Source organism: Halomonas sp. Bachu 37 (genome assembly GCF_039691755.1).
In the GTDB taxonomy this organism is placed as follows: domain Bacteria; phylum Pseudomonadota; class Gammaproteobacteria; order Pseudomonadales; family Halomonadaceae; genus Vreelandella; species Vreelandella kashgarensis.
On sequence record NZ_CP137552.1, the window covers coordinates 2,241,196 to 2,264,410 of the forward strand.

Here is a 23,215-nt window from a genome sequence, read left to right on the forward strand (position 1 = left end):
GCCCTCAAGCAGTTTCCTAGCCGAGCAGGCGCTCCGCGATTGCGTGATAGACCGGTATCCCGATCATGACATTGAACGGGAAGGTGATTCCCAGTGACGCCAGCATGGCCAGGCCGATGTTTGCCTGGGGAATGGCCGCCCGCATGGCTGCCGGCGCAGCGATATAGGAGCCACTGGCGGCCAGGGCGGCAAGGATGACCACAGAGCCAAGGGGCAGGTCCAATGCGGCTCCTACCGCTACACCCAATAGCGACAGCAGGGACGGCATCACCAGGGCAAAGGTAACCAGACGCCAGTGGTGCCAAGGCATCGGCCGCAGAGTTTGTGCAGCGGTCAAGCCCATCTCCAGCAGGAACAACGCCAGGACTCCTTTAAAGGCGCCGGTAAACAGCGTGGTCACTTCCTCGCCCTGAAAAGGTCCATAAAGCGCACCGATCACCACGCCACCCGCCAACAGGATCACGCCACGGTTGGTCAGCGTTTCATGCCAGAGCTTGCTGGTGCTCTCCTTCACCTTCGCCCCCTGGTAGCGCCGATAGAGCGCGATGGCCACCATGATGGCGGGCAGCTCCATCGCCACCAGATAGAGTGTCACTTCACTGCCCACCAGCAGATTGCGCGCTTCCACATAGGCCAGCGCCACTGCAAAGGTACCCGCACTTACCGAACCGTAGTGCGCCGCGATGCTTGCACTGTCAGCGGCGGACAAGCGCACCCAGCGCCGCAGCACGGGCATCAACATCAGCGGGATCAAGGCGGAAAGCAGTGCCACGCCGGCAAGCTCGGGCACCAGCCCCCAGTGAAGATTGCCGTATAACGCCATGCCGCCCTTCAAGCCTATCGTCAGCATCAACAAAAGGCTCAGGGTGTCATAAGTGGCTTTGGGGACTTGTAAATCCGATTTCACTGCCCCGGCGACAAGCCCAAGCAAAAAGAACATCACCACGATATCCGGCATGTAACCGCACTCCGCTTTCCAAGGAAGCTGCATTCTGTGTGCGCTTGTGGCAGATAACTAATAATATATCCGAGAAATACCATAGGTAATCATCTATATGGTTTTCAGCTGTTTTTTTTAATGCATTTTTCAGACGTGATTTTCAGCAACCCGGAAACATGACTTGATGAACATACGTCACTTAACGTTCAGGCTGCTTCAGGTGTATGTCGCCGTGGTACGTTACGGCTCGGTCAGCGAGGCGGCACGGCAGCTGCACCTTACCCAGCCGACGGTATCGCAGCAGCTCAAACGGCTGACGGAAACAGTGGGCAGCCCGCTGTTGGAGCATCGTGCCCAGGGGTTGACCATGACCGCGACCGGGCAGGCCCTTTACCAGGCCAGTCGCGACGTCCTGGGGCGCTTTGATGACTTCACCGACCAGCTGAGCGACCTGCAGCAAGGCAACAAGGGCCGCTTCAACATTGCGCTGGTCAACACCGCCCAGTACGTGTTACCACGCTTGCTGGGGCCTTTCAGCCAGGCGTTTCCCGACGTCGACGTGACCCTGCATATCGGCAACCGCCGCCAGGTACTGGCTCGTTTCGAGCGCGGGGAAGATGATCTCTATGTCTTCAGCCATCCCCCCGCACTCGCCCACGCCGTGGCGGCACGCTTCATGCACAATCCCCTGGTGGCGATTGCCGCCGCCGACCATCCCCTGGGACGACAATCCTCCATTGCCATGGAGCAACTGCTTGAAGAACGTCTCCTGCTGCGCGAACCGGGCTCTGCCACGCGCATGCTGCTGGAAAGCTGGCTTCAGGAGCATGGGCTGACCATGAAAAAGACGCTGCAGATGGCCAGCAACGAAGCCATTCGTGTAGGGGTAGCCGCGCAAATGGGAGTGGCGGTTTTATCGGAGCACGTGCTGCCCAGGGAGCACCCGGAATTGACGATCCTGCCGATCGAGGATTTTCCGATCGAAAGCCAATGGCAATTCATCGTGCGCAATGACCAGCGCCTGCCGCAGTCCGCCCAGCATTTTCTCGGCTATGTCCATGACCATCTCGCCCAGTGGATCGAGCCCCGCTTCGTCTGTAACGAACTCGGCACGCTGCTTGATTGATGCGTATCTCACGCTAGTAATACACTTTCGATGCGGACGAGGGCAGAGCCATCGCCGCGTTGCGGGATGACGATCTCACGTGGGACTCGTCTATCTGGAAAGCGGCCACCAGCTCACGAAGCCGTCCTGCCTGGTCTTCCAGTGAAAGCGCCGCATTGGTGGACTGTTGAACCAGGGTGCTGTTCTGCTGCGTGGTGGAGTCCATTTCGGTAATAGCGGTATTGATCTGCTCGATGCCGCTGCTTTGCTCGCGCGTGGCGGACGAGACCTCGGCCATCAACAGAGCAAGGCGCTGAATCACGGTTTGCGTATCGCCAATGGATGCTGCACCTCGCTCCGCCTGCGAGGAACAGTGCTCTATCTTGCTGCGTGTATCGTCCAGCATGCTGCGAATTTCGCTCGCTGATGCCGCACTGCGGCTCGCCAACGCCCGGACCTCTGTCGCCACCACGGCGAAACCTCGTCCCTTGTCACCGGCGCGAGCGGCTTCCACGGAGGCATTCAAGGCCAGAATATTGGTCTGGAACGCGATCGCATCGATGGTCTCGACGATCTTGCCCATGCGATGTGATGCCGCCGTCACTTCCCGCATCAATTCGACACTGTGCGTCACCTCCTCGCCCCCCTTCTGCATCCGCTGCGATGCATCGTGGGCCAACGAGTCGGCCTCCCGGGTGGAATCGCTGTTCTGACGTACCGTCGCTGTCATTTCTTCCATGCTTGACGCCGTTTCCTGCAAGGCCGCCGCCTGCTGTTCGGTGCGAGCCGCCAGCTCTTGCCCCCCTTGAGCAATTTCATTGGAGCCATTCAATACGCGCTCGCTTGAATCGCGTAGCGAGGCGACGAGAAGGGTCAGTTCCTGACTCATCTCCTCCATGGAGGCCAGCAGTTGTGCCGTCTCGTCACGGCCTGTGATCACGATGTCATGCCGCAGGTCCCCTGCCGCCACACGCTGGGCCACTTCGACCGCACGCCGCAGGGGCCGGACGATGCTGCGGGTGATGGCATATGCCAGGGCAAACGCCATCAACAATGCCATCCCAGAAAATAGATAGAGTCCCCAGAGGGCCAGGCGATACTGGGCATCAATCGTCTCATCGGCGGCCTGGACACCTGCATCGGCCACGCCGCTTATCTCGTCGGCCAGCTCCTCGAGCCGATAGATGCTCGCCTTGTGCTGGCCGAACGCCACGTTGGCCTGGGCGGTTTCGGTAATGTCGCCTTGCTCGATCACGCGGTATACCGTCATGAAACCCGCTTCGTACCCTTCCAAGGCGCTTTCCGCCTGCTGGTACAGTGCCCTCAAGCTATCGTCGGAGGCGAGCTGGCTTCCTGCCTGAAACGTCGCCAGCATCTCCTCGAGGGTTGCGCTCCAATCTTGCTGGTAGGCCGCCACACGCTCGGGATCATCGATATTGATGAAGGCATCCTTTTCAAAACGCCGCGCTTGTAGTGCTAGACGCTGAATCTCGGCGGCGTTTTCCGCTAGTGCCACATCCGTGGACAAGGTTTCCTGCGCCGTATTTCGCGTAGCAGTTATACCGATGACCCCCGCCGTCAAGGTGCCCAGCAGGAATAATGAGACCAGGCCGAAAGCCAGCGCCAGGCGAGTACCGATCTTGAACCGTGCAAGCATGGAAAATGCCTTATAAGTAAGCGAAATAAGTTTATCGACATAAAAGAAAAAAACTTTAAAGGACAGTGGCGCTTGCTACGGCCATGCAACCGGCTAATGTTAAACACCACGCGGGAGCATCCCGCCAATCGCCCGAGAGGTACCTGTAAAATGTTGTATGGTTTGAGCTTGTTAGCCGGTATAGCGCTGTTGACGCTTGGTGGTGAGGCATTGATTCGCGGTGCCGTGGCAGGCGCACGGCGGATGGGTGTATCACCTCTACTCACGGGCTTGGTGGTGGTTGGCTTCGGTACCTCGGCACCCGAATTGGTGGTGTCGATCGATGCGGCGCTTCGTCAGCAACCCGATATCGCGGTGGGCAATATCGTCGGCAGCAATATCAGCAACATCCTGTTGATCCTGGGTCTGAGCGCGCTCATCTGTCCGATGGCGGTTCAACCACTGGCGCTGCGCCGGGACGGCCTGGTCGTGGTATCGGCCAGCGTATTGTTTATCGTTCTGGCTCTCGCCGGCTCCCTGGGTCGCCTGCAGGCAATCGTTTTTCTCGCGGGCTTGATTGGCTACCTCGTCTGGGCGTATATCAGCGAAAGCCGCCAGCCCGTCCCCGCCGCCGAAATGCATGCGTCGGAAGCCGAAGAAATGACGGCGCTCCCCACTGGCGGCGGGATGATCGTGCTCGCCCTCGTCATCGGGCTGGGCATGCTGATCGGCGGCTCTCAGTTGCTGCTGTTCGGCGCCATCGGCATCGCCCAGGCGCTGGGCATCTCGGAAGCGGTGATCGGCTTGACCATCGTGGCCGTGGGAACATCGCTGCCGGAGATGGCGGTATCGGTCATCGCCGCCCTGCGTCGTCACGCCGATGTCGCCGTGGGTAACATACTGGGCAGCAATATCTTCAACTTGCTGGGGATTCTGGGTATCTCGACGCTCCTCCAGCCGCTGCCAATCGCCGAGCGAGTGGCCCAGTTCGACCAGTGGGTCATGCTGGGTGCCGCCGGTTTATTGATGCTGTTTCTGTATACCGGCATGCGCCTGGCACGCGGCGAGGGGTTATTGCTATTGTTGGGCTACGCGGCTTATATCGGCCTCAGTTTCACTATTTACTAAGCTGCCATCCGGCAGCTCCCTGATGACAGGACAGCCGTGCTTATCGCCACCCTGGGACCCAGCGGCAGCAACCACGAACTCATTGCACTGCGCTATCTCGCCAAATACGGTCTCGCCCAGCACGGCCAGCCGTCCTCACACCTTGCACTATTCGATCGTTTTGAAGCGGCTTTCGAGGCGCTCCTAGCGGGGCGGGTAAGCCACGTCCTGCAATGCACCGCCCATGCCTCCCACGGTGACTGCGTGGGCCGCTACATGCACCGTGCCTTCCCCATCGACGCCTTCATTGCCGCCAGCAAGCCGCTGGCGGTACTGGGCCGCAAGGAGATCGCCCGCCCCCGTTCGCTGGGCCTGCAGCCGGCCACCCGCCACTACACCGACGTGAGCGGCTATGCCGAGCTGATCGACGTGCCCACTACCGTTGCCGTCGCTGAAGGACTGCTGGCCGGACACTACGACGCCGGTATCTGTGCCCTGGAATATCTCGAGCGGTACCCCGCAAGGCTCCGTCTGATCCAGGCATTGGGCCCCGCCATGGATACCTGGGTGATATTTGCCAGGCAGCCGTTATCTGCCTCATCCCCCCTGCTACTGGAGTGACACGGGCGTCACAAGACAAAGAGCACCACGGCGCCCAGCACGACCAGCCCCAACCGCAACCAGATGGGCCGCCGGGCTATCACGCCATAGGAGATCGCCCCCAGGCCGATGGCGATCTTGGCGGCAGCGAACAGCGCCCCGCCCGGCACCGCTGCCAGGCGAATCACATCCGGGTTCGCCACCATCGCCAGCGGAATCAGGTAGAGCCCGATCCCCAGCGACATCGCCTTCAGTGCCACTTTCAGCCAGTTTTCCCCGACCATGCCCGCCGCAATGAACACCCCGCCGCACACCGGCGGCGTGATGGTCGAGAGCAGGGCGAACCAGAACACGAAAAGATGCGCCAGCAAAGGCTCGAGCCCCAGCGCCGTCAGCGCCGGTCCGGCGACCGAAACGCAGATCACGTAGGCGGCGGTGGTGGGCACTTCCATGCCCAGCACCAGGCACGCCAGGGCGGTGAGCAGCAGGGCCGGCCACAGCATGTCGTTGGACAGCGACAGGATGCCCGAGGTGATCTTGACCCCCAGGCCAGTCAGCGACAGTACCCCGATCACCAGGGAGGCGCAGATGATGATGGCACCGATGACCGCCACCTGGCGCCCCGCCGTTACCAGAGCGTCGGCAAGACGAGTGGCAAAACCACGCAGCGAGAAGCGCAACGTCACATCGAAGAACAGAAGCCCCAGGCCGACGAATATCGCCACGCTGGCGGCATATTGCGGCGTGTAGCCGCCGAGAAAGATACGCTCGAGCAGCAGGGCGAAGGGGATGGCGAAAAACAGCGAGGTAATCAAGACCTCCCTGCTCGTCGGGCGCTCATCCGCCGCAACGGGACGCAGATCATGGCGCGTGGCATAGGCATTGATGCCCACCCATACGGTAACGAAATAGAGAATCGCCGGCAGGGTCGCGGCGGCCATGATCTGGGTATAGGGCGTTCCCGTCAGTTCCACCATCACGAACGCCCCCGCCCCCATCAGCGGCGGCATGATCTGCCCGCCCGAGGAAGCCACCGCCTCCACGGCTCCCGCCAGCGAGCGCGGATAGCCCAGCCGCACCATGGAGGGAATGGTGATGGCGCCGGTGGAGGCCACATTGGCCGAGGCGGAACCGGAAATCGAGCCCATCAGCGCCGAGGAGATGACCGAGACCTTGGCCGCGCCGCCGGTCAAGCGACCGGCAAAGGCACTGGCCAGGTTCATGAAGCCCTGCCCCGCCTCGCCGGCATTGAGTACCGCTCCGAAGATCACGAAGATCGCCACGACGCCCACGCTCACCCCGGTCAAGGAGCCCCACAAGCCTCCTTCGGCGATGGTCAGGGTGCCGATCAAGCTGGGCAGGGGAAGCCCCGAATGGCCGAACTGCCCGGGCACCAGTTCGCCGAAGAGCGCGTACAGCAACGCTACCAGGGCCACCAGCGGGAGCGGCCAACCGATCGCCCTTCTTGCCGTTTCCAGCGCCAGGCCGATAAGAAATATGCCGATGGCCATCTGCAGATGGGTATCGATGAAACCGTACTGCCCGGCCAGGGCCGCCTCGTTGAGCGCGATGTAAGCGCACGCCGCAATCCCCAGCAGGGTCAGCAACCAGCCGCTGCGCCGCTGCCAGGGCGTTTTCGCCATGAATATCAGAATCCAGGGCAAGGCCAGGGCCATGTGCAGCGGCCGACTGATCAAGGCCGGCGCCAGCCCATAGAAGATCAAGCCCAGGTGAAAGAGTACCGTGATACCGCCCAGCAACACCCAAGCCGGGTGAACGCCCTGTCCGGCGGGGTTGTGCCGTTTTCTGTTTTCCAGCGCAGGATCGGCGGGCGCGTCCGAGGAGTCGGCGAGGGAGGAGGAGAAAGCAAACATGGCAGCAAGGCCCAATCAGTCAGGAAATGCGGATAGCCCGCCGACAAAACATGACCGCCACGACGATCGTCGTGGCGGTCTTCGGTTCGGGTCGACACTCAACGTAGGGATTCGGGAACCTCGATACCCACTTCATCGTAGTAGCGCAGGGCACCGGGATGCAGGGTACCGGAGATGTTATCCAGCATGTCGTGAGTAATGCTGCCCCACCAGGCGGCTTCCTGAGCCAGAGCGTCACGCCGCTCCCAGAACGTCTTGGTCAAGGTGTAAGCCGTATCGTCGTCCATCTGAGTGGTGGTGTAGACGATCACCGGTAGCGACGTGGTATGGACGTCTTCTTTTACCCCGGGATAGGTGCCGCCGGGAATCGTCTGCCGCGCCGCACCGGTCTTCTCGATCTGCTCATCGGTGAAGCTGACCAGGCTGATCGGCATGCTGGAGGAGGTTTCGATCACGTTCGGCGTGGGGTAGGAGCTGGACGTGACGAAGGCGTCGATCTGGCCGTTCTTCAACGCATCGGGACCGCTGCTGATGGAGGCATCGGCGATATCTACCTTGTCGGTGAGATCGAAGAGGTCCAGGTAGCGCTGTGCCTCGCGAGCGCCGAACGAGCCACGCCCGATTAAGATATCCAACCCTTCCAGCGCTTCGAGTCCCACCACCCCTTCATCACCCTTGATGACGAAGTGCATGGTGATAGAGGGAATGGGGAAAAGTCCGCGAATATCCTGAAAACGCGGGTTGTTGCGCTCGGCAAACGCGCCTTCTCCCGCCATTGCCTGCTCGACCAGGGCGGGTGGCGTGGTAAAGACATAGTTGCCCTGGCGAGCCATCACTTCCATCACGTTCTGGACCGAGCCTTGACTCTCCTCCAGAGTCAGGATGATCTCGTCATCGGTCCCTTCACGAATGGCTTCGGAAAGTTCAACGCCCATCTGATAGTAGGCGGTTCCCGCCGAGGCGGATTTATAGGTCACCCGGGTTTCGGCCTGGGCGGAAAACGCCGCCCCCGCCAGAATGACGGCACTCGCGGAAACTAGCAGCGTGCGGGGCAGAGACAGGGCAGCGGAACGAAAACGAGTAAAGTGGCGCATTGAACGGTTCCTTGGGTCAGGGTCAGTCCAGCGTCTCGAGGACGCGTTTTTTTATCGCAGGGGGTGCGCGTCAAACATAACACGCCATTCCCCCCGGGGCACGAGCGCGCCCGGCCAAGCAGGCGGAAAGAGCGTCACTCTTATCTAATAAAATACAACTAGCAAAACGATTAACTTCCTAAAAAAAGACGCGAACCACAAGCTATGGCAGGCCTTCTTTCGTATTTTTCCCATATTGCGTCGCAATATAGGCTGTTAAACTAACGCCGATTTTTCCCCCTCCCTTTAATAACTTACCTCAGGAAACGCAACGTCATGCTCACTCAGTGTGCTTCTTTCCGCAGACCCTGGCCCAGCCGCCGGTGGTCGCGCTCCCTCGTGCCTATCCTTCTCGCCCTGCTGGCCTTCAGCCCGAGCGCCCACGCCGTCACCGGCAGCCTCGACCTGACCAGTACCGGTGTCGGCTTTTTTGCCCTCTTCATCTTCGTCATCGCCTACGCGCTGGTCATGAGCGAAGAGAAGATTCACATGCGAAAGTCAAAACCCGTACTGGTCGCGGCGGGTATCATCTGGGGCTTGATCGGCTGGGTCTACGTGCAAAGCGGCCTGTCCGAAGACGCCGAACACGCCTTTCGCATTACCTTGCTCGAATTCACCGAACTCATGCTGTTCCTGCTGGTGGCGATGACCTACATCAACGCCATGGAAGAGCGCCGGGTATTCGATGCCTTGCGTTCGTGGATGCTGCGCAAGGGGTTCAGCTATCTCTCGCTGTTCTGGCTCACCGGCGGCCTGGCCTTCGTGATCTCGCCCATCGCCGATAACCTGACCACGGCCCTGCTGATGTGCGCCGTGGTGACCAAGGTGGCCGAAGGCGACAAGCGCTTCATCAACCTCGCCTGTATCAATATCGTCGTGGGCGCCAACGCGGGTGGCGCCTTCAGCCCCTTCGGCGATATCACCACTCTGATGGTATGGCAGGCCGGTCTCGTCGAGTTCCAGGAGTTCTTCAGCCTGTTCGTGCCATCGCTGGTCAATTTCCTGATTCCCGCCGTCATCATGAGCTTCTTCATCAAGAACCAGAAACCCGAGAGCCTGTACGAGGAAGTCTATCTCAAGCGCGGCGCGCGGCGTATTGTGGCGCTGTTTCTGGTTACCGTGGCCACCGCCGTCATGTGCCACGTCTTCCTCCACCTACCGCCGGTGTTGGGCATGATGACCGGCCTGGGCTATCTGCAGTTCTTCGGTTACTACCTGCGCCGCAGCCTGCCGCGTTCGCTGGAGCGCAAGCGCGAGCGCTATAGCCGTCGCGGCGACAGCAAGAAACTCGAGCAGTTGGGTAGCGTCGTGCCCTTCGACGTCTTCAACCGTGTCGCCCGCGCCGAGTGGGACACCCTGCTGTTTTTCTACGGCGTGGTAATGTGCGTCGGCGGACTGGGTTTCATGGGTTATCTCGGCCTGCTTTCCGATGCGCTCTACACGGGCTGGAACGCCACCTGGGCCAACATTGCCCTGGGCATCATTTCCGCCGTGGTCGATAACATTCCGGTCATGTTCGCGGTGCTGACCATGGAGCCGGAAATGTCCCACGGGCATTGGTTGCTGATCACCTTGACCGCCGGCGTAGGTGGCAGCCTGATGTCGATCGGCTCCGCTGCAGGTGTGGCGGTCATGGGTCAGGCCCGCGGCTCCTATACCTTCATGGGGCACCTGAGGTGGGCTCCGGTCATTCTGCTGGGGTATATCGCCAGTATCGCCACTCACCTGTGGCTGAACGCGCACGCCTTTACCGTCTTCAACTAGCGCTGTCATCGACTAGCCTGAACGCAGGCTAGACAGGCAAGGACAAGATAGTCCCGGCAAAACGCCCCTGAAGCCAGCTTCAGGGGCGTTTTCACATCCATATCCGAGCATCAGCAGGCAGCGCCAGAAACCGGAAGGCAACCTAGCTCCCCGGCATGGTGAGAGGGCCGGCCTTCTCCACCACACGCTGCCAGGCCGGGTCGGATTCGACTCGCTCGACGAAGGCGGCAATGGCCGGGTAGTTCGCAAGCGATTGGGTGGACGCCACCGCCTGGAGCGGGAAGCTCATCTGCACGTCCGCCCCAGACGGCCAGGTGCCGGCAAAGGCGCCATGGCGGGCAAGGTGCGCTTCAATGAAATCCAGGTGCAGCTTGAGTTGGGGCTGAAGAAAACGCTTCTGTACCGTACCGCTGATACCACCGGCGATCGGCTTGAGCAACCAGGGAGATTGCTTGGGAATCTGACCGAACACCAGACGCATCACCAGCAGCGGCATCAGTGAGCCTTCGGCGTAATGCAGCCAGTAGCGATAATCCACCCAGGCAGCGGTGTCGCTCTCCTCGGGCTGCAAGCGGCCCTTGCCGTAACGGGCCAGGAGATAATCGATGATGGCGCCGGATTCCGCGATGGTCAGTTCATCGTCGGTAATCACCGGCGACTTGCCCAGCGGATGAACTCGCTTGAGCGATTCCGGTGCCATCTGGGTCCTGGGGTCGCGTGGGTATTCGATCAGTTCGTACTCGAGCCCCAGGCTCTCCAGCAGCCACAGCACCCGGTGGGAGCGCGATTTTTCCAGATGGTGGACACGAATCATGACAAACTCCTTGTTGGCTCGAGCAGCAGGCTGGCTGAAACAGCTGATATCTTATCGTCGCTATTACAGCAGCCTAGCTTCCGATCCGCCAAGTCAGGCGCGGTGATGCGAGCGCCAACGTGACAGCCGTTGGGTGAACGACCACTTGCCTTGCAACCACGGCGCCAGCAAGCGCGTGGAAAGCGGAATGAAGACTCCCACCATGATCGGCGTCAGCATCAATGTACTCAGCAGCACCCGGGGCAACAAGGGCAAGGTGGCGAGCGTCTCGCCGAACCCCCACTGAAACACTAGGGAAATGGGAAAAAACGCCAGCCATACAGCGACAGCCTGCTTCCAGCGCGGCGGAGTGAGTCCCTGCTCATCGCGAAACCAGCTATCCAGACCGATGGCGCGATGCTCATGGGGCGCCTCGAACAGCCCTTCACCGCGAACCAGCCAGGCGCGGCGTGACGCTGAATGCTCCCAGCTGGACAGCGTCGCGCTGCAACTGAAGCGAAAGATGATCTGATGCTCGTCATCGCCCGGAGGCGGCGCCAGAACACCGGAGCCCAGGTAGCCGGGGAAATCGGCGGCAAGCTCGCGTCCTTCATCCAGCCAAAGGCAAAAATCGCGATAGCGGCCACTCGCCACACGGCGGGCCACCATCAAGGTGACGGGCGAGGTAGATTCGAACGAGGTAGACCCGGTTTTGGTAGACCCGGTTGTGGTAGACCCGGTTGTGGTAGACATTGTATATCTCCTGAATCAATCAGCGACACTCCGGGTAGGGGTCGCAGCTCATCCCGGATGGATAAATCCAGGCATGAAACGGCCTGCACCGCTGCCATGAGGGATAAATCACGGCATGCGAACGCGGGAAAGTCCGCCAGTATACAGAATGCGGCGGACGGAAAATGACGTAACAGAATTGAAGCAATAAATATGCCGAGGCCGGACTGATTAGGGCTGGCGTAGTGGGTGGGAGCGTTCGCCTTGCTGGAAATCGCGCACCCGAGCGTAGATGTCCAGAGCGTCCTGCAGGGCTTGTCGCTCGCTTTCATCCGGCTCGATGACAGGCCCCGGAACGCGCCCTTCGGCACGCAGCACGATCGCCGCATCGCTTTCGTAGCGCTTGAGGAGATTCTCCAGGTTGAGGCGGATCTTTTGCACCTCCAGCGCGAATTCCTTCTGCTGATCCTGGCGCTTGAGCAGATCCAGAGGATTATTCGAGGCTTCGATCAGCGAGGACAAGGTATTATTGATCAGTTTTTCCGCCGTATTGAGGTGAGGGATAATCGTATATATCAGCTCCCTCAGGGTGATTTCCGCTATGTTCTGGTGCATAGAAAACTCTTGTGACCCATTCTTGTGTATCGCTCTTGTAGCCGTTAGCGCAGCAGCTGGTTTTCCACCAGCATGGCTTACGACGATACCCGGAGCGGCTGAATACTCATGAAACGTCCCTCCTGAGAGAAACTGAGCCGGTAAATCCCATGGACGCCGTCCCGTGTCACCACGCGGCGAATGGCCTCAGCCGGAAACACGACGCGCCGACCATCCAGGCTGCGCGTACGGACAAGTCCCACTCGACCTTCGTAGTGCGACAGACACTCTGCATACGTCAACTCAATCACCACATCGATACTCGGCATATATCACCCGCGCCCAAGACCTGACCATTGCGTTTCAAGATGCCATGTGGCGATTTCACGCGCTTCAACGAGACCGGAACTTGCCGGAAGAACATAACTTGCCGATACTTCATTCTATCCAATAATGATAGCGCCGGTAACGCCCATGCAACTGTCGTCAGTCCATTTCTCCTTGGCGGTTCCGCCGTTACCGGCTATCGAGCCGACCGCCTCGCCCCGGGTCAGCGCGTCCGGCGCCCCAGGCCAGGAAGCCACGGAAAGCCAGGTCACGGACAACACGGACAGCAAGACGAGCGAAGACAACCGTCCCACCACAGGCCCCACACGGCCGGATGGTACGCCACTGACCAGTGAAGAAGTGCGCATGCTCGACCAGCTCAAGCAGACCGATCGCGCGGTTCGCCAGCATGAGATGGCTCACCTGGTAACGGGAGGCGCCTATACCCGTGGTGTCAGCTACGAGTATGAAACCGGCCCGGATGGCCAGCGGTACGCCGTGGCCGGCGAAGTCCCGATCGATTACGGCCCGATAAAGGGCGACCCGGATGCCACTATCGAAAAGATGCAGACCGTGATCGCCGCCGCCCTGGCTCCGGCGGACCCATCCCCCAAGGATCTTCAGGTCGCCGCCCAGGCGCGCCAGTACCTGCTGGCGGCGCAGCTGGAGGCCGCGGCTCTGCGCAGCGAGATGGATCAGGCACGAATGGCGGGCGAAGACGCACCCGCTACCACCCTGCAATTCGCTTGAAGTATCGAAGTATCGAAGTATCGAAGTATCGAAGTATCGAAGTATCGAAGTGAGTTGAGGCCGAAGATAAACCAGCTTCAAGTCAGGGAGTCGACCTCTTCCCGGGCCAGCGCCCGCCAATCGCTGCGCTTCGGCCAACGCTGCAACCATTCGGGAAGTAAATCAGCCGACATGGGCCGCGCGATCCCGTAACCCTGGGCCAGCCGACACCCCAGCCCCATCAGTGCCTTGGCATGGTCGAGGGTTTCCACTCCTTCCGCCAGCATGGGGCGCTGGAACCGATTGGCCATGTAGATCACGCTCTCCACGATCGCCATGTCATCCCGATCGCTCAGCATGTCCCGCACGAAACTCTGATCGATCTTGATCAGGTCGACCGGGAGTTGCCGCAGGTGCGTCAACGAGGAAAACCCCGTGCCGAAATCGTCGATGGCAAAATTCACCCCCAATTGCTGACAGCGCGCCATGGTCGCCAGGGCCGCCTGGATATCGTGCATGGCGGCGGTTTCCAGCACCTCCAGCTTGAGCATCGCCGGCAGTACCTTGGGATGGCGCTCGAGCAAGCGGGCGATACGGTCGCTGAAATCCTCGATCAGCAAGTGCGCGGGGCTGATATTGACGCTGACGGGCAGCATGATGCCCCGCTCCTGCCAGTTCTCCAGTTGCCGCATGGCATGCTCCAGGACCCACTCGCCCAGATCCACTTCCAATGGCGTGGCCTCGATGGTGGGCAGAAACTGCGCCGGTGACAGCAGCCCTTCCTCAGGATGCTGCCAGCGGATCAACGCCTCCACCCCGACCACCCGGCCGCTTCCCATGTCCACCTGAGGCTGATAGAAAAGGCGCAGCTCATCATTGCGTATCGCTTCCAGAAAGCGTTGCCGCTGCTCGAAGCGCACCTGCAGCTGACGGTCGTGGCTTGGATCGAAAAAATGGTAGGTGTTGCGTCCACGTTGCTTGGCCCGATACATGGCCTGGTTGGCATGGCGCAGCAGCACATCGCCTTCGGCATTGTCATCGGGATAGAGCGTCACGCCGATACTCGCCGTCAGGTTGACGAACTGACCATTGACCAGCAGCGGTTTGCGAATTTCCTGCAGCAGCTTTTCAAAAAAGGCGTTCTCCACCCCATTGTGCAACAGCAGAACGAACTCATCGCCCCCCACCCTGGCCAGCACGTCATCACCAAACAGCAGGTGGCTGATGCGCTGGGAAAAGGTGGAAAGCAGCACATCACCCATGGCAGGACCCAGCCGATCGTTCACGTTCTTGAAGAAGTCGATATCCAGTGAACATATCGCCAGAGGCGTTCCGCTGTCCTGGGCGTGCTGCATGGACTCCTGAATCAGCTGGGTGAGCAGCTGCAGGTTGGGCAGGCCGGTCAAGGAGTCGAAGAAGACCTCCCGGTTCAGGTGGCGAGCGTGAGCGGGGATGGCGGAAAGGTCCGCCAGGATGATGACATGATGGCTCACCTCTCCCTGGGTATCGCGCACCCGGTTGATCGACATCATGGCGGGATAGATCTTGCCCTCGCGATTTCGGTAGCTGACCTGGCCCTTGCTGCGATCGCGCAGTCGAAGTTCTTCCTGGCGCAGTCTGACCGAGTTGCTGTCGTCCAACGGCAGGATACTGAACGACTCCAGTGGGTGGCCGGCCATGTCCTCGAGCGCATAACCGGTCAGCTCGCTGAAGGCGGGGTTGATATCCATCACCCGGTTTTCCGCGTCGGTGATGATGATCGCCTCGTTGGCATAGCGGAAAACAGTGGCCGCCACCATTTGGCTCTTGGGAGCCTGGTTCTTGGGAGCCTGGTTCTTGGAAGATAGCGCCAAGGACGTTTTATCGGATGGCCGGGAATGAGCCAGGTCAAGACTGCTGGGGAATTGGCTATTCACCTTGGCTCTCCTTATGGGTTGTTCTCGTCATCGGATGGCACGGTTACTCGACCGCTGCCAGCGGCGTGACAAGTTCTCGCAAAACCAATTCTCTTGTAGAACCGGGCTCACTCTCAGGACTACGCTCCCTCGCAAGATTCCGCCTGGTTACACACCACCACGCTGTTGCGCCCCTGATGCTTGGCCAGATACAAGGCTTTATCGGTACGCGAGATCAAGCGTTCCTGGGTTTCGCCGAGACGATACTCCGCCACGCCGATACTGATCGTGATGGAGCAATCGACGAATTTCTGCCGGGCGACCCGCTCGCGAATCCGCTCGGCAAAGGCCGTGCCCCCGCTCAAGTTGGTTCCACGCAGCAGGATGGTGAACTCCTCACCTCCCCAGCGCGAAAGAATATCACTTTCACGCAAGCAACTTCTGATGCATTCGGCCAGCTGCTTGAGTATTTCGTCACCCACATCGTGCCCATGGGTGTCGTTGACCTGTTTGAAGTGGTCGATATCGAACAGCAACAGCACGAAAGGCTCGCTGGTGTGCAGAGCCTTGTCGATGCTCTGGCTCAGCGCCTTGTCGAATGCCCGCCGATTGTAGGCCCCGGTGAGATGGTCGCGGGTCGCCTGGTTCTTCAACTCGAGCTCCATGCGCTTGCGTTCGGCGATATCGTGGAAGACCGACACGTAGTTGCGGATATCCCCCTGGCCATCCGGCACTGCGGTGATCGACTGCCATAGCGGATACACGTCGCCGTACTTGTTTCGATTCCAGATCTCTCCCTGCCAGTGCCCGGTCTCGCGCAGGGCCGTCCACATGCGCTGATAGAAGGCTCCATCGTGACGACCGGACTTGAACAGCCGCGGGGTCTTGCCCATCACCTCCTCGCTGCGATAGCCGGTGATATCGGTGAACGCCTGATTGACGCGCTCGATCTCCATGTCGGCATTGGTGATTACCGTGGCCTGGCCGGTTTCGAAGGCCGTAGCCAGCAGGCGCAATTCGTTCTCCTGCTGCTTGCGCTGGGTGATATCTTCCTTCACCGCCACGAAATTGAGGATCTGGCCGGCGCCGCCGCGAACCGGCGTGATGGTTTCGAACTCCCAGTAGAGTTCGCCGTTCTTGCGCCGGTTGAGGATTTCGCCCGCCCACACCGACCCCGCGCGCAAGGTGGCCCACATCTCCCGATACACCGCATCCGGGGTCATGCCCGACTGGATGACCGCCGGCGTTCGGCCGATCAACTCTTCGCGGCTGTAACCGGTAATACTGCTGAAGCGCTGATTGACGAAGGTGATATGCCCTTCGGCATCGGTGATAGCGGTGGCGACCGGGCTCTGCTCGACGGCGATATAGAACTGCTCGAAACGCGCTTCCAGGGCGTGGTAGGCCTCTTCGAGAGCGACTGGCATGGGTGTCCCCGGCCCGGCTTGGGAAATCGACTCAGTTGTCATGTGTTTCTCCTGCTGACCATCCGCGTCGATTCCGCTCAGGCTTGGCTCGTGTACCCCCGGAACAACGCATGAAAATGGATCATAACGAAACACACCGTTAATTTATGTCAGCCAGAAACCATTCCTAGGATTTGCAGCGAGTTTGTTGACATGCATCAACTTCGCCAGGCCGGAAAACCGCTAGCGCAAACGCGCCATCCGCCTATCGTCTAGTGACGAAACACGGATGACGCGCTGATTTTCATAAATGGGAGCTGAACCGGTTCTGCATGGACCGGAACTGCCGTGAACGCTAGCGGTATCTAGCCAGCTTGAGGCTCCAGCTCCACCTTGATCCAGCCCTCCTCGCGCCGGTCGAACGACTCGAACGCGCTCAAGGCATCGGGCATGGGCTCGTCCTGAGTCAGGATCATGGCGGGATCGACCTTGCCCGCCAGGGTTAGCTCGATCAGCTTGGGAATATACTTGCGGTGGTGGCAGTTACCCATATGCATCGTCAGGTTGCGGTTCATCGCCATGCCAATGGGAAAGGCGCGGAAATCCGGCGGATACACGCCGATGATCGATAGTGTTCCCGCCTTGGCCAAACCTTCCACCGCCCATTGCAGCGCCTGGCTGGGGCCGTCGCCGGGTTGCCAGAGATCGCCTGACGGGTTGGCGTCGGGGGCGTTCTTCCTCGCTTCCTTCTCTTGACCCTGAGCATCGCCGTGTTCGGCCGCCGGGCCGTGGTGGGCGTGTTCGGCATCCACACCGACCGCGTCGATGGCACGGTCCGCACCGATACCGCCGGTCAGGCGTTGCAGGGTTTCCACCGGGTCCTCACGCTCGAAGTTGATCACCTCGGCACCCAGCTTGCGCGCCTTGTCGAGGCGGTCCTGGTGCGAATCGATGGCGAATACCCGCCCGGCGCCCAGCAGGAAGGCGCTGACGACGGCGAACAGCCCCACCGGCCCGCAGCCATACACGGCCACGGTATCGCCGTCGTTGATCTCGGCGGACACCGCCCCGAAGTAGCCGGTGGGAAAGATATCCGACATGGCGATGGCCTGGTCGTCGCTGATCGCATCGGGCAGTTTCACCAGGCCCACATGGGCGAAGGGGATGCGCGCCTTTTCCGCCTGCAGGCCGTGGAACGGCCCGGTCGGCTTGGGGCCACCGTAAAATGAGGTGCCGGCCTGCTTGCCGTTGGGGTTGGCGACATCGCACTGGGCGTAATACCCGGCACGGCAATAAGAGCAGGTGCCGCAGGCAATGGTGGACGGAATCACCACCCGGTCGCCTACCGAGAGGTTGCGCACGTCATCGCCCACCTGCTCGATGATGCCGACCCCTTCATGGCCGAGGATGGTGCCCTCCTGCATATCGGAGAAGGTGCCGCGAATGAAGTGCAGGTCGGTGCCGCACAGCGCGGACGTGGTAATTCTGACGATGGCATCAGTGGGTTCCTGGATCGTCGGCTCGGGAACGTCATCGAGCCGGATATCACCGATTCCATGGTAAACGATGGCTTTCATCTCGCTCTCCTATGCTTGGTTGCTACTCGCTATTGGCTGCTCGCTCGCTGGCTCTCCTGAAACGGGAACTCCAAGGGGCTGACCACTCGGTCTCCCGCAGAGTCGTTCTTCCAGCGTAGTGACAGCAAGCGGCAAAGGCCAAGCGCTAGCGATAAAGAAGGGCCAAGCGCTAGCGATAAAAATCAGAAAACCAAGCGGCAGCGATAACCAACCCAGCGGCGTCAAGGCGCCGGAGCCGCGGCTCCCAGAAAGCGCTCCTGCCAGTAGTCGATATCCAGCGGCACGCTGACCACCTCCCGGCCGCGTCCCGGCGCATGAATCATCTGCCGGTCGCCACGATAGATGCCCACGTGGGTCGCCTTGCGCCGGGAGCCGAAGAACAGCAAATCGCCCGGACGCGCCTCATCCACTGAAGGCAGGTGCTGGAACTGATCGTTGGCGGTGCGCGGCACGCCGATGCCGGCGGCGCGATAGGCCATCGTCACCAGGCCCGAACAGTCCACACCCTCGGCGCTGGTGCCGCCAAGCCGGTAGGGCGTGCCCAGGGCTTGCTGAGCGTTCGCCAGAATCAGCGCCCGCTCCATGGAGAGCCCTTCCTGATTGATTGGTGCTTCCCGCGTGGCGATATCCCGGCTGGCGCAGCCGGACAGCACCAGCAACGCCAGCGCCATCACCAGCGCCCCGAATGCCTTGGAAGAGTAGTTGAGAAAGTAGTTGAGAAAGTAACTGGGAAAGTAAATGAGAAAGTAACGCGCGGTGGAAAACCGGCAGGTAAGTGAAAACAGGGATGCGCGGGTAAACATGGACACTCCGTTTCTTGATCGCCACAGACTTCACTATGGCCTAGCGTCCATGCTTGCACCACTATGGTAGAGTTCGATGAGATTCACCTTCCCCGGAACGGCATGAGCGAGAGCGATTCCTACCACCATCCGCTGGTACGCGATCTGGCGTGGTTGATCGAAGCGCCGGATATCGTCAGTCCCGAAAACGCCAGCCCCGCGCTATCGCCCCTCTGGGCCGGAAGGCCCACCCTCGCCGAGCTGGGGCTGGAATCATCGGCAACACGCGCCCGCTGGCTTGCCGCCCGCGAACGCCATCCGGCGCATCTCGAACAGGCCATCGGCACCGCCGTCAGCGCCCGCATGGGGCATTATCACGAACGCCTCTGGCACTACCTGCTGGAACACGCCCCAGGCACGCGACTGCTGGCGAGCAACATTCGTATCATCGAGCGGCGCATTACCTTGGGTGAACTGGACATGGTCTACCGCACCTGCCACGACCCCGCGCTCGTTCATCTGGAAGTCGCCATCAAGTTCTATCTCGGTCTGCCCGAAGGGCCAGGAGCCGCCGACAGTCAAAGCCGCTGGATAGGCCCCGGCGGGCTGGATAGCCTGGCCATCAAACGCGACCACATGCAGCGTCGCCAGCTGCCGCTCTCCGCCACGCCCGCCGCCCATGCCACCCTGCGCCACTGGCTCGCCCCGCGGGATACCGCCTCCGCCGAAGCCCCGCTTGCGCTCACCCAGCGCCTGGCCATGCCAGGGGTGCTGTTCTACCCCTTTCACGCTGAGCTGCCGGCTCCCACCGGCGCCAACCCGCACCACCTGCGCGGCACCTGGGTAAGATGGGGCGACTGGCCCAAATTCATGGCGCAACTGCCTGCCGCCACCCAGGGGGCGCTGCTGGACAAGCCCCACTGGCTCGCCCCGCCCCATCCTAGCCGTCTGTGTCCTTTAACAGAGCTGCTCCCGGCGCTGCACCGGCACTTTGCTCGAACCGACCTGCCCTTGCAGATGATGGTGCATTGCCCCTTCGCCGCCAGCTCCAGCCATGCGCTTGCTCCGGAATCGAATTGGCAGCGCATCTTTCTCGTCGCCGACGACTGGCCGAACCGCATTCCCCTGCCGCCGGGCAGAAATTCCTCAAGTTAGTCTTTGTCCGGCCGAAAGGTTAAAGTAACCAGAATAAACTAGTTTTGTAGTACTTCCTGGATGTCACAGTACCCTTCGGGTGTCATGTTGGTATACGAACTACGCAAAAAGGACGCTAGGCATGGCTTCAATTTCTTCACTCGGCGTTGGTTCCGGGCTCGACCTGAGCGGCCTGCTGGACCAGTTGCGTTCTGCTGAACGGCAGAAGCTTCAGCCGATTACACAGCAGAAAACCCAGGAGCAGGCCAAGGTTTCGGCCTACGGGCGCCTCAAATCCGGGCTGAGTGAGCTTCAAGATGCTGTTGGCAAGTTGAATAGCAACTCGCTCTATCAGGGTTTGAAAGCCAATGTGCAGGGCGGCGAAGGCATGACCGCCACCACCAGCGCGGAGGCCAACCCTGGCCGCTACGAGGTTGCCATCACCAATACCGCCCGTGCCGGCAGCTTGGCCAGTACAGGGGTAAGCAGCCTAGATACCGTGCTGACTACAACTACAGATACGGCAAGCCTTCAGCTTACCTTCGGCGATGCCGAAGCAGGAACGACGACCAAAACGGTCGAATTGGAGGCAGGCCTCACACTGGAGGGTGTCCGCGACGCCATCAACGCCGACCCGGATGCTGGCGTCAATGCTTCCATCATCAACGACGGAAGCGAGAATGGCTACCGCCTGGTACTGTCCTCCAAGGAAACCGGCGCCGAAGCCGGAATTTCCGGCATGTCCTTCGCCAACTTCACTGACGCCAACCTGAAAGGGGATGCCGGTACTCATCAGAAGGGGCTGGACGCCAAGCTGAAGATCAACGGTATCGACATCACCAGTTCCACCAATACGGTGGAAGGAGCCATTCAGGGCGTCACCCTGCAGCTGGACCCTGGCCTAGCGAATGAAACCCGCAGCCTCATCGTAGAAAAAGATGAGGAATCGATACGAGAGGCCGTTCAAAGCTTCGTCGATATCTATAACAAGCTCGATTCTACCCTGGGGCGCATGACCCAAGGGGTAGGAGAAGCCGCCGGTGAACTGGTAGGGGATCGAACCGTACGCACCATCGAGACCGGCCTCAGCCGCAACCTGACGGATAGCGTATTGGGTGGCGAGCTGACGATGATGTCGCAGGTCGGCATCTCCCTGAAAGCAGACGGCCGATTGGAGCTGGATACAGCCAAGCTGAACGAAGTCATGGCCGATAATCCGCAGGCGCTGGCGGATTTCTTTGCCGGCGCCGATGAAAAGGCGGGCATGGCGGGCCGGTTGGAAGCCACACTAGGACGTGCGCTCGACGACGAGAATGGCATGATTCAGCGTGCCGTGAGCGGGTCTGAGGCTCGCGTAGCAAGCCTGGATACGCGTTTCGAGCGCACGGAGCAGAGTATTGAGCGCACCATCAGCCGATATCAAAAGCAGTTTTCCCAGCTCGATAGCATGATGTCCCAGATGAACTCAACGAGCGGCTACCTATTTCAGCAGCTCAATATGATCAACGGGCAGATGGCAAGCGGTAATTAAACTATTGTTTCGTACGCGAAATGACTGACTAAAAGCAAGGCGTGCCCCGCCTTGCTATAGTCAAGCACCTGAAGGTGAATATTACGCCCCACCAGTGCAAAAAAACCAATACATGCCGTGGTGATTAGTTCGCCCGCGCTAACATGGCATCGCCTGCCTGTTGCAGCACTGCGCCTTCACCAGTTGCGAAGCTTCTTCGACGTAATCCGCATCCATAATGCGTGACTGTGCCGCTTGCGTGGCAGTAGACTGCTTTGCCAGCCCTTCAATCGCATCCTCAAAGCGGCGCTGCAGCGCGCCATACTGGCTACGGTAGTCATCCACCTGATCATGGACTCTTGCAAGTATTGATAATCGTCATTGATGCCCATCCTGCTTGTTAATTGCTCATTATCTTAAGTAAAGCAGGCCTCGAAGTCATCGCCTAGCTGCGTCAAAACCACTTGCTTAGAAGAAAATTAGTTAAGTTACGAAAAATTACCTTTTTTTTTGGAAAAGTACCTAAAGTTTGCCGCCGTCTGGCCGTAACACAGTATAGAGCGGCACATATGCCGTAGGGCAGGTCAAGTGGCCATGTAAAGCGTGAAGGAGAATTCACATGTCAGTGATTAATAGCAACATTACGGCTCTGGTAGCCCAAAATAACCTCAAAAGCTCTCAGAGTTCGCTTGCTCAAGCTCAAGAGCGTTTGAGCTCTGGCTTGCGCATCAACAGTGCTTCTGATGACGCGGCGGGCCAGGCGATTGCCAACCGCATGAGCAGTACGATCACGGGCCTGAACCAAGCGTCTCGTAACGCCAATGACGGAATTTCACTGGCGCAAACTGCTGAAGGTGCACTGGATCAGGTTAACGATAACCTGCAGCGTATTCGTGAGCTAACAGTTCAAGCGCAAAACGGTACTAACACCGCACAAGACATTGACTCTATTCAAGAAGAAGTTAATGAGCGTTTGAAAGAGATCGATCGTGTCACGCAACAAACCGAGTTTAACGGTCGTGACGTATTCGATACCAAAACTTCAGTTGGTGGTACTGGCACTAACTTCTCCGTTCAGGTTGGCTCAGACGATAATCAGCGTATTGATATTTCAATTGGAGCCGCCAAAGCAGATGGTACTTCCAGCGCGACTGGTGGTTGGAACATGTTCGATGCAGCAGGTACCAACGATGTAGCCTCAGTGGGTGGGGAAGCTCGTAGCGTAACTGCGCAAGGCTTCGATGTTCTTGATGGACGTTTATCTTCTGGTACGGGCTCGGGCGATGCTCTCGCCATCTTGGATAGCAAGATTGCTGCTGTTGACCAGGAGCGCAGTAACTTAGGTGCGATGCAGAACCGCTTTGAAACAGCGCTGGATAACATCGAGACGACTTCTACCAACCTGCAAGGCGCGCGTTCACGCATTGAAGATGCTGACTACGCCGTTGAGGTTTCTAACCTGACGCGAGCGCAGATTCTGGAGCAGGCAGGTACGTCCATTCTTGCTCAGGCTAACCAGAGCCCGCAGAACGTACTTTCACTGCTGGGCTAAGCGATACACTACAGCCAGCGTACGG

The 23,215-nt window shown here is 59.8% G+C and carries 21 protein-coding genes; 8 read left to right on the forward strand and 13 right to left on the reverse strand.

All coding sequences use genetic code 11. The features are described from left to right. Nucleotides 1-16: 16 nt before the first annotated feature. Nucleotides 17-958 (reverse strand): sodium-dependent bicarbonate transport family permease, encoded by a 942-nt coding sequence (locus R5M92_RS10295; protein WP_346799340.1) that lies wholly within the window; start codon nt 956-958, stop codon nt 17-19. A 166-nt stretch (nt 959-1,124) separates the two neighbouring features. Here R5M92_RS10295 and R5M92_RS10300 point away from each other — a divergent pair, with 166 nt between their 5' ends. Further along, entirely contained in the window at nt 1,125-2,066 is a 942-nt protein-coding gene (locus tag R5M92_RS10300; RefSeq protein WP_346795839.1) for a LysR family transcriptional regulator, read from the forward strand. Nucleotides 2,067-2,079: 13 nt separating this feature from the next. On the opposite strand, the gene R5M92_RS10305 is transcribed toward R5M92_RS10300, so the two are convergent. Further along, the gene (locus R5M92_RS10305) at nt 2,080-3,702 is read right to left on the reverse strand and encodes a methyl-accepting chemotaxis protein (protein ID WP_346795840.1); all 1,623 of its coding nucleotides are present in this window, start codon (nt 3,700-3,702) and stop codon (nt 2,080-2,082) included. A 150-nt stretch (nt 3,703-3,852) separates the two neighbouring features. Here R5M92_RS10305 and R5M92_RS10310 point away from each other — a divergent pair, with 150 nt between their 5' ends. Both R5M92_RS10310 and R5M92_RS10315 read left to right on the forward strand, forming a co-directional pair. Next, nucleotides 3,853-4,809: a calcium/sodium antiporter gene (locus R5M92_RS10310; RefSeq protein WP_346795841.1), complete on the forward strand. Its 957-nt coding sequence runs from the start codon at nt 3,853-3,855 to the stop codon at nt 4,807-4,809. Nucleotides 4,810-4,845: 36 nt separating this feature from the next. Then, nucleotides 4,846-5,409 (forward strand): hypothetical protein, encoded by a 564-nt coding sequence (locus R5M92_RS10315; RefSeq protein ID WP_346795842.1) that lies wholly within the window; start codon nt 4,846-4,848, stop codon nt 5,407-5,409. Between the two features lie 8 nt (nt 5,410-5,417). On the opposite strand, the gene R5M92_RS10320 is transcribed toward R5M92_RS10315, so the two are convergent. Continuing rightward, nucleotides 5,418-7,262 carry a TRAP transporter fused permease subunit gene (locus R5M92_RS10320; RefSeq protein WP_346795843.1) on the reverse strand — a complete coding sequence of 615 codons (1,845 nt, stop codon included), beginning with the start codon at nt 7,260-7,262 and terminating at the stop codon, nt 5,418-5,420. A gap of 98 nt (nt 7,263-7,360) precedes the next feature. After that, nucleotides 7,361-8,356 (reverse strand): TAXI family TRAP transporter solute-binding subunit, encoded by a 996-nt coding sequence (locus R5M92_RS10325; protein WP_346795844.1) that lies wholly within the window; start codon nt 8,354-8,356, stop codon nt 7,361-7,363. Between the two features lie 315 nt (nt 8,357-8,671). Here R5M92_RS10325 and nhaD point away from each other — a divergent pair, with 315 nt between their 5' ends. Continuing rightward, nucleotides 8,672-10,159: a sodium:proton antiporter NhaD gene (gene nhaD / locus R5M92_RS10330; RefSeq protein WP_346795845.1), complete on the forward strand. Its 1,488-nt coding sequence runs from the start codon at nt 8,672-8,674 to the stop codon at nt 10,157-10,159. Between the two features lie 142 nt (nt 10,160-10,301). On the opposite strand, the gene R5M92_RS10335 is transcribed toward nhaD, so the two are convergent. The 4 genes from R5M92_RS10335 to R5M92_RS10350 all read right to left on the reverse strand — a co-directional run bounded on the left by R5M92_RS10335 (nt 10,302) and on the right by R5M92_RS10350 (nt 12,607). Beyond that, on the reverse strand, nt 10,302-10,973 hold the full coding sequence (locus tag R5M92_RS10335; protein WP_346795846.1) for a glutathione S-transferase: 672 nt from the start codon (nt 10,971-10,973) through the stop codon (nt 10,302-10,304). A gap of 93 nt (nt 10,974-11,066) precedes the next feature. Further along, a complete protein-coding gene (locus tag R5M92_RS10340; RefSeq protein WP_346799342.1) occupies nt 11,067-11,621 on the reverse strand; it encodes an antibiotic biosynthesis monooxygenase in 555 nt (184 codons plus the stop codon). Between the two features lie 294 nt (nt 11,622-11,915). Beyond that, nucleotides 11,916-12,299 carry a hypothetical protein gene (locus R5M92_RS10345; RefSeq protein WP_346795847.1) on the reverse strand — a complete coding sequence of 128 codons (384 nt, stop codon included), beginning with the start codon at nt 12,297-12,299 and terminating at the stop codon, nt 11,916-11,918. A gap of 77 nt (nt 12,300-12,376) precedes the next feature. Further along, the gene (locus tag R5M92_RS10350) at nt 12,377-12,607 is read right to left on the reverse strand and encodes a DUF2835 family protein (RefSeq protein ID WP_346795848.1); all 231 of its coding nucleotides are present in this window, start codon (nt 12,605-12,607) and stop codon (nt 12,377-12,379) included. 145 nt (nt 12,608-12,752) lie between these two features. On the opposite strand from R5M92_RS10350, the gene R5M92_RS10355 reads away from it, so the two are divergent. After that, nucleotides 12,753-13,355: a putative metalloprotease CJM1_0395 family protein gene (locus R5M92_RS10355; RefSeq protein ID WP_346795849.1), complete on the forward strand. Its 603-nt coding sequence runs from the start codon at nt 12,753-12,755 to the stop codon at nt 13,353-13,355. 77 nt (nt 13,356-13,432) lie between these two features. Here the strand turns inward: R5M92_RS10355 and R5M92_RS10360 are convergent, their stop codons facing one another. From R5M92_RS10360 to R5M92_RS10375, 4 genes are all read right to left on the reverse strand, one after another. Continuing rightward, nucleotides 13,433-15,250 (reverse strand): putative bifunctional diguanylate cyclase/phosphodiesterase, encoded by a 1,818-nt coding sequence (locus tag R5M92_RS10360; RefSeq protein ID WP_346795850.1) that lies wholly within the window; start codon nt 15,248-15,250, stop codon nt 13,433-13,435. 119 nt (nt 15,251-15,369) lie between these two features. Then, entirely contained in the window at nt 15,370-16,698 is a 1,329-nt protein-coding gene (locus tag R5M92_RS10365) for a diguanylate cyclase (protein ID WP_346795851.1), read from the reverse strand. Between the two features lie 302 nt (nt 16,699-17,000). Then, nucleotides 17,001-18,212, reverse strand: a complete 1,212-nt coding sequence (locus tag R5M92_RS10370; RefSeq protein WP_346795853.1) for a zinc-dependent alcohol dehydrogenase — start codon at nt 18,210-18,212, stop codon at nt 17,001-17,003. Nucleotides 18,213-18,433: 221 nt separating this feature from the next. Next, complete coding sequence (locus R5M92_RS10375) at nt 18,434-18,883, reverse strand: C40 family peptidase (protein ID WP_346799344.1); 450 nt, start codon at nt 18,881-18,883, stop codon at nt 18,434-18,436. Nucleotides 18,884-19,117: 234 nt separating this feature from the next. On the opposite strand from R5M92_RS10375, the gene R5M92_RS10380 reads away from it, so the two are divergent. Continuing rightward, nucleotides 19,118-20,149 (forward strand): DUF1853 family protein, encoded by a 1,032-nt coding sequence (locus R5M92_RS10380; protein WP_346795854.1) that lies wholly within the window; start codon nt 19,118-19,120, stop codon nt 20,147-20,149. Nucleotides 20,150-20,270: 121 nt separating this feature from the next. Beyond that, a complete protein-coding gene (gene fliD, locus R5M92_RS10385; protein WP_346795855.1) occupies nt 20,271-21,659 on the forward strand; it encodes a flagellar filament capping protein FliD in 1,389 nt (462 codons plus the stop codon). Nucleotides 21,660-21,797: 138 nt separating this feature from the next. On the opposite strand, the gene R5M92_RS10390 is transcribed toward fliD, so the two are convergent. After that, a complete protein-coding gene (locus R5M92_RS10390) occupies nt 21,798-21,983 on the reverse strand; it encodes a flagellin (protein WP_346795856.1) in 186 nt (61 codons plus the stop codon). Nucleotides 21,984-22,257: 274 nt separating this feature from the next. On the opposite strand from R5M92_RS10390, the gene R5M92_RS10395 reads away from it, so the two are divergent. After that, the gene (locus tag R5M92_RS10395; protein WP_346795857.1) at nt 22,258-23,190 is read left to right on the forward strand and encodes a flagellin; all 933 of its coding nucleotides are present in this window, start codon (nt 22,258-22,260) and stop codon (nt 23,188-23,190) included. The last annotated feature ends 25 nt before the right edge of the window (nt 23,191-23,215 follow it).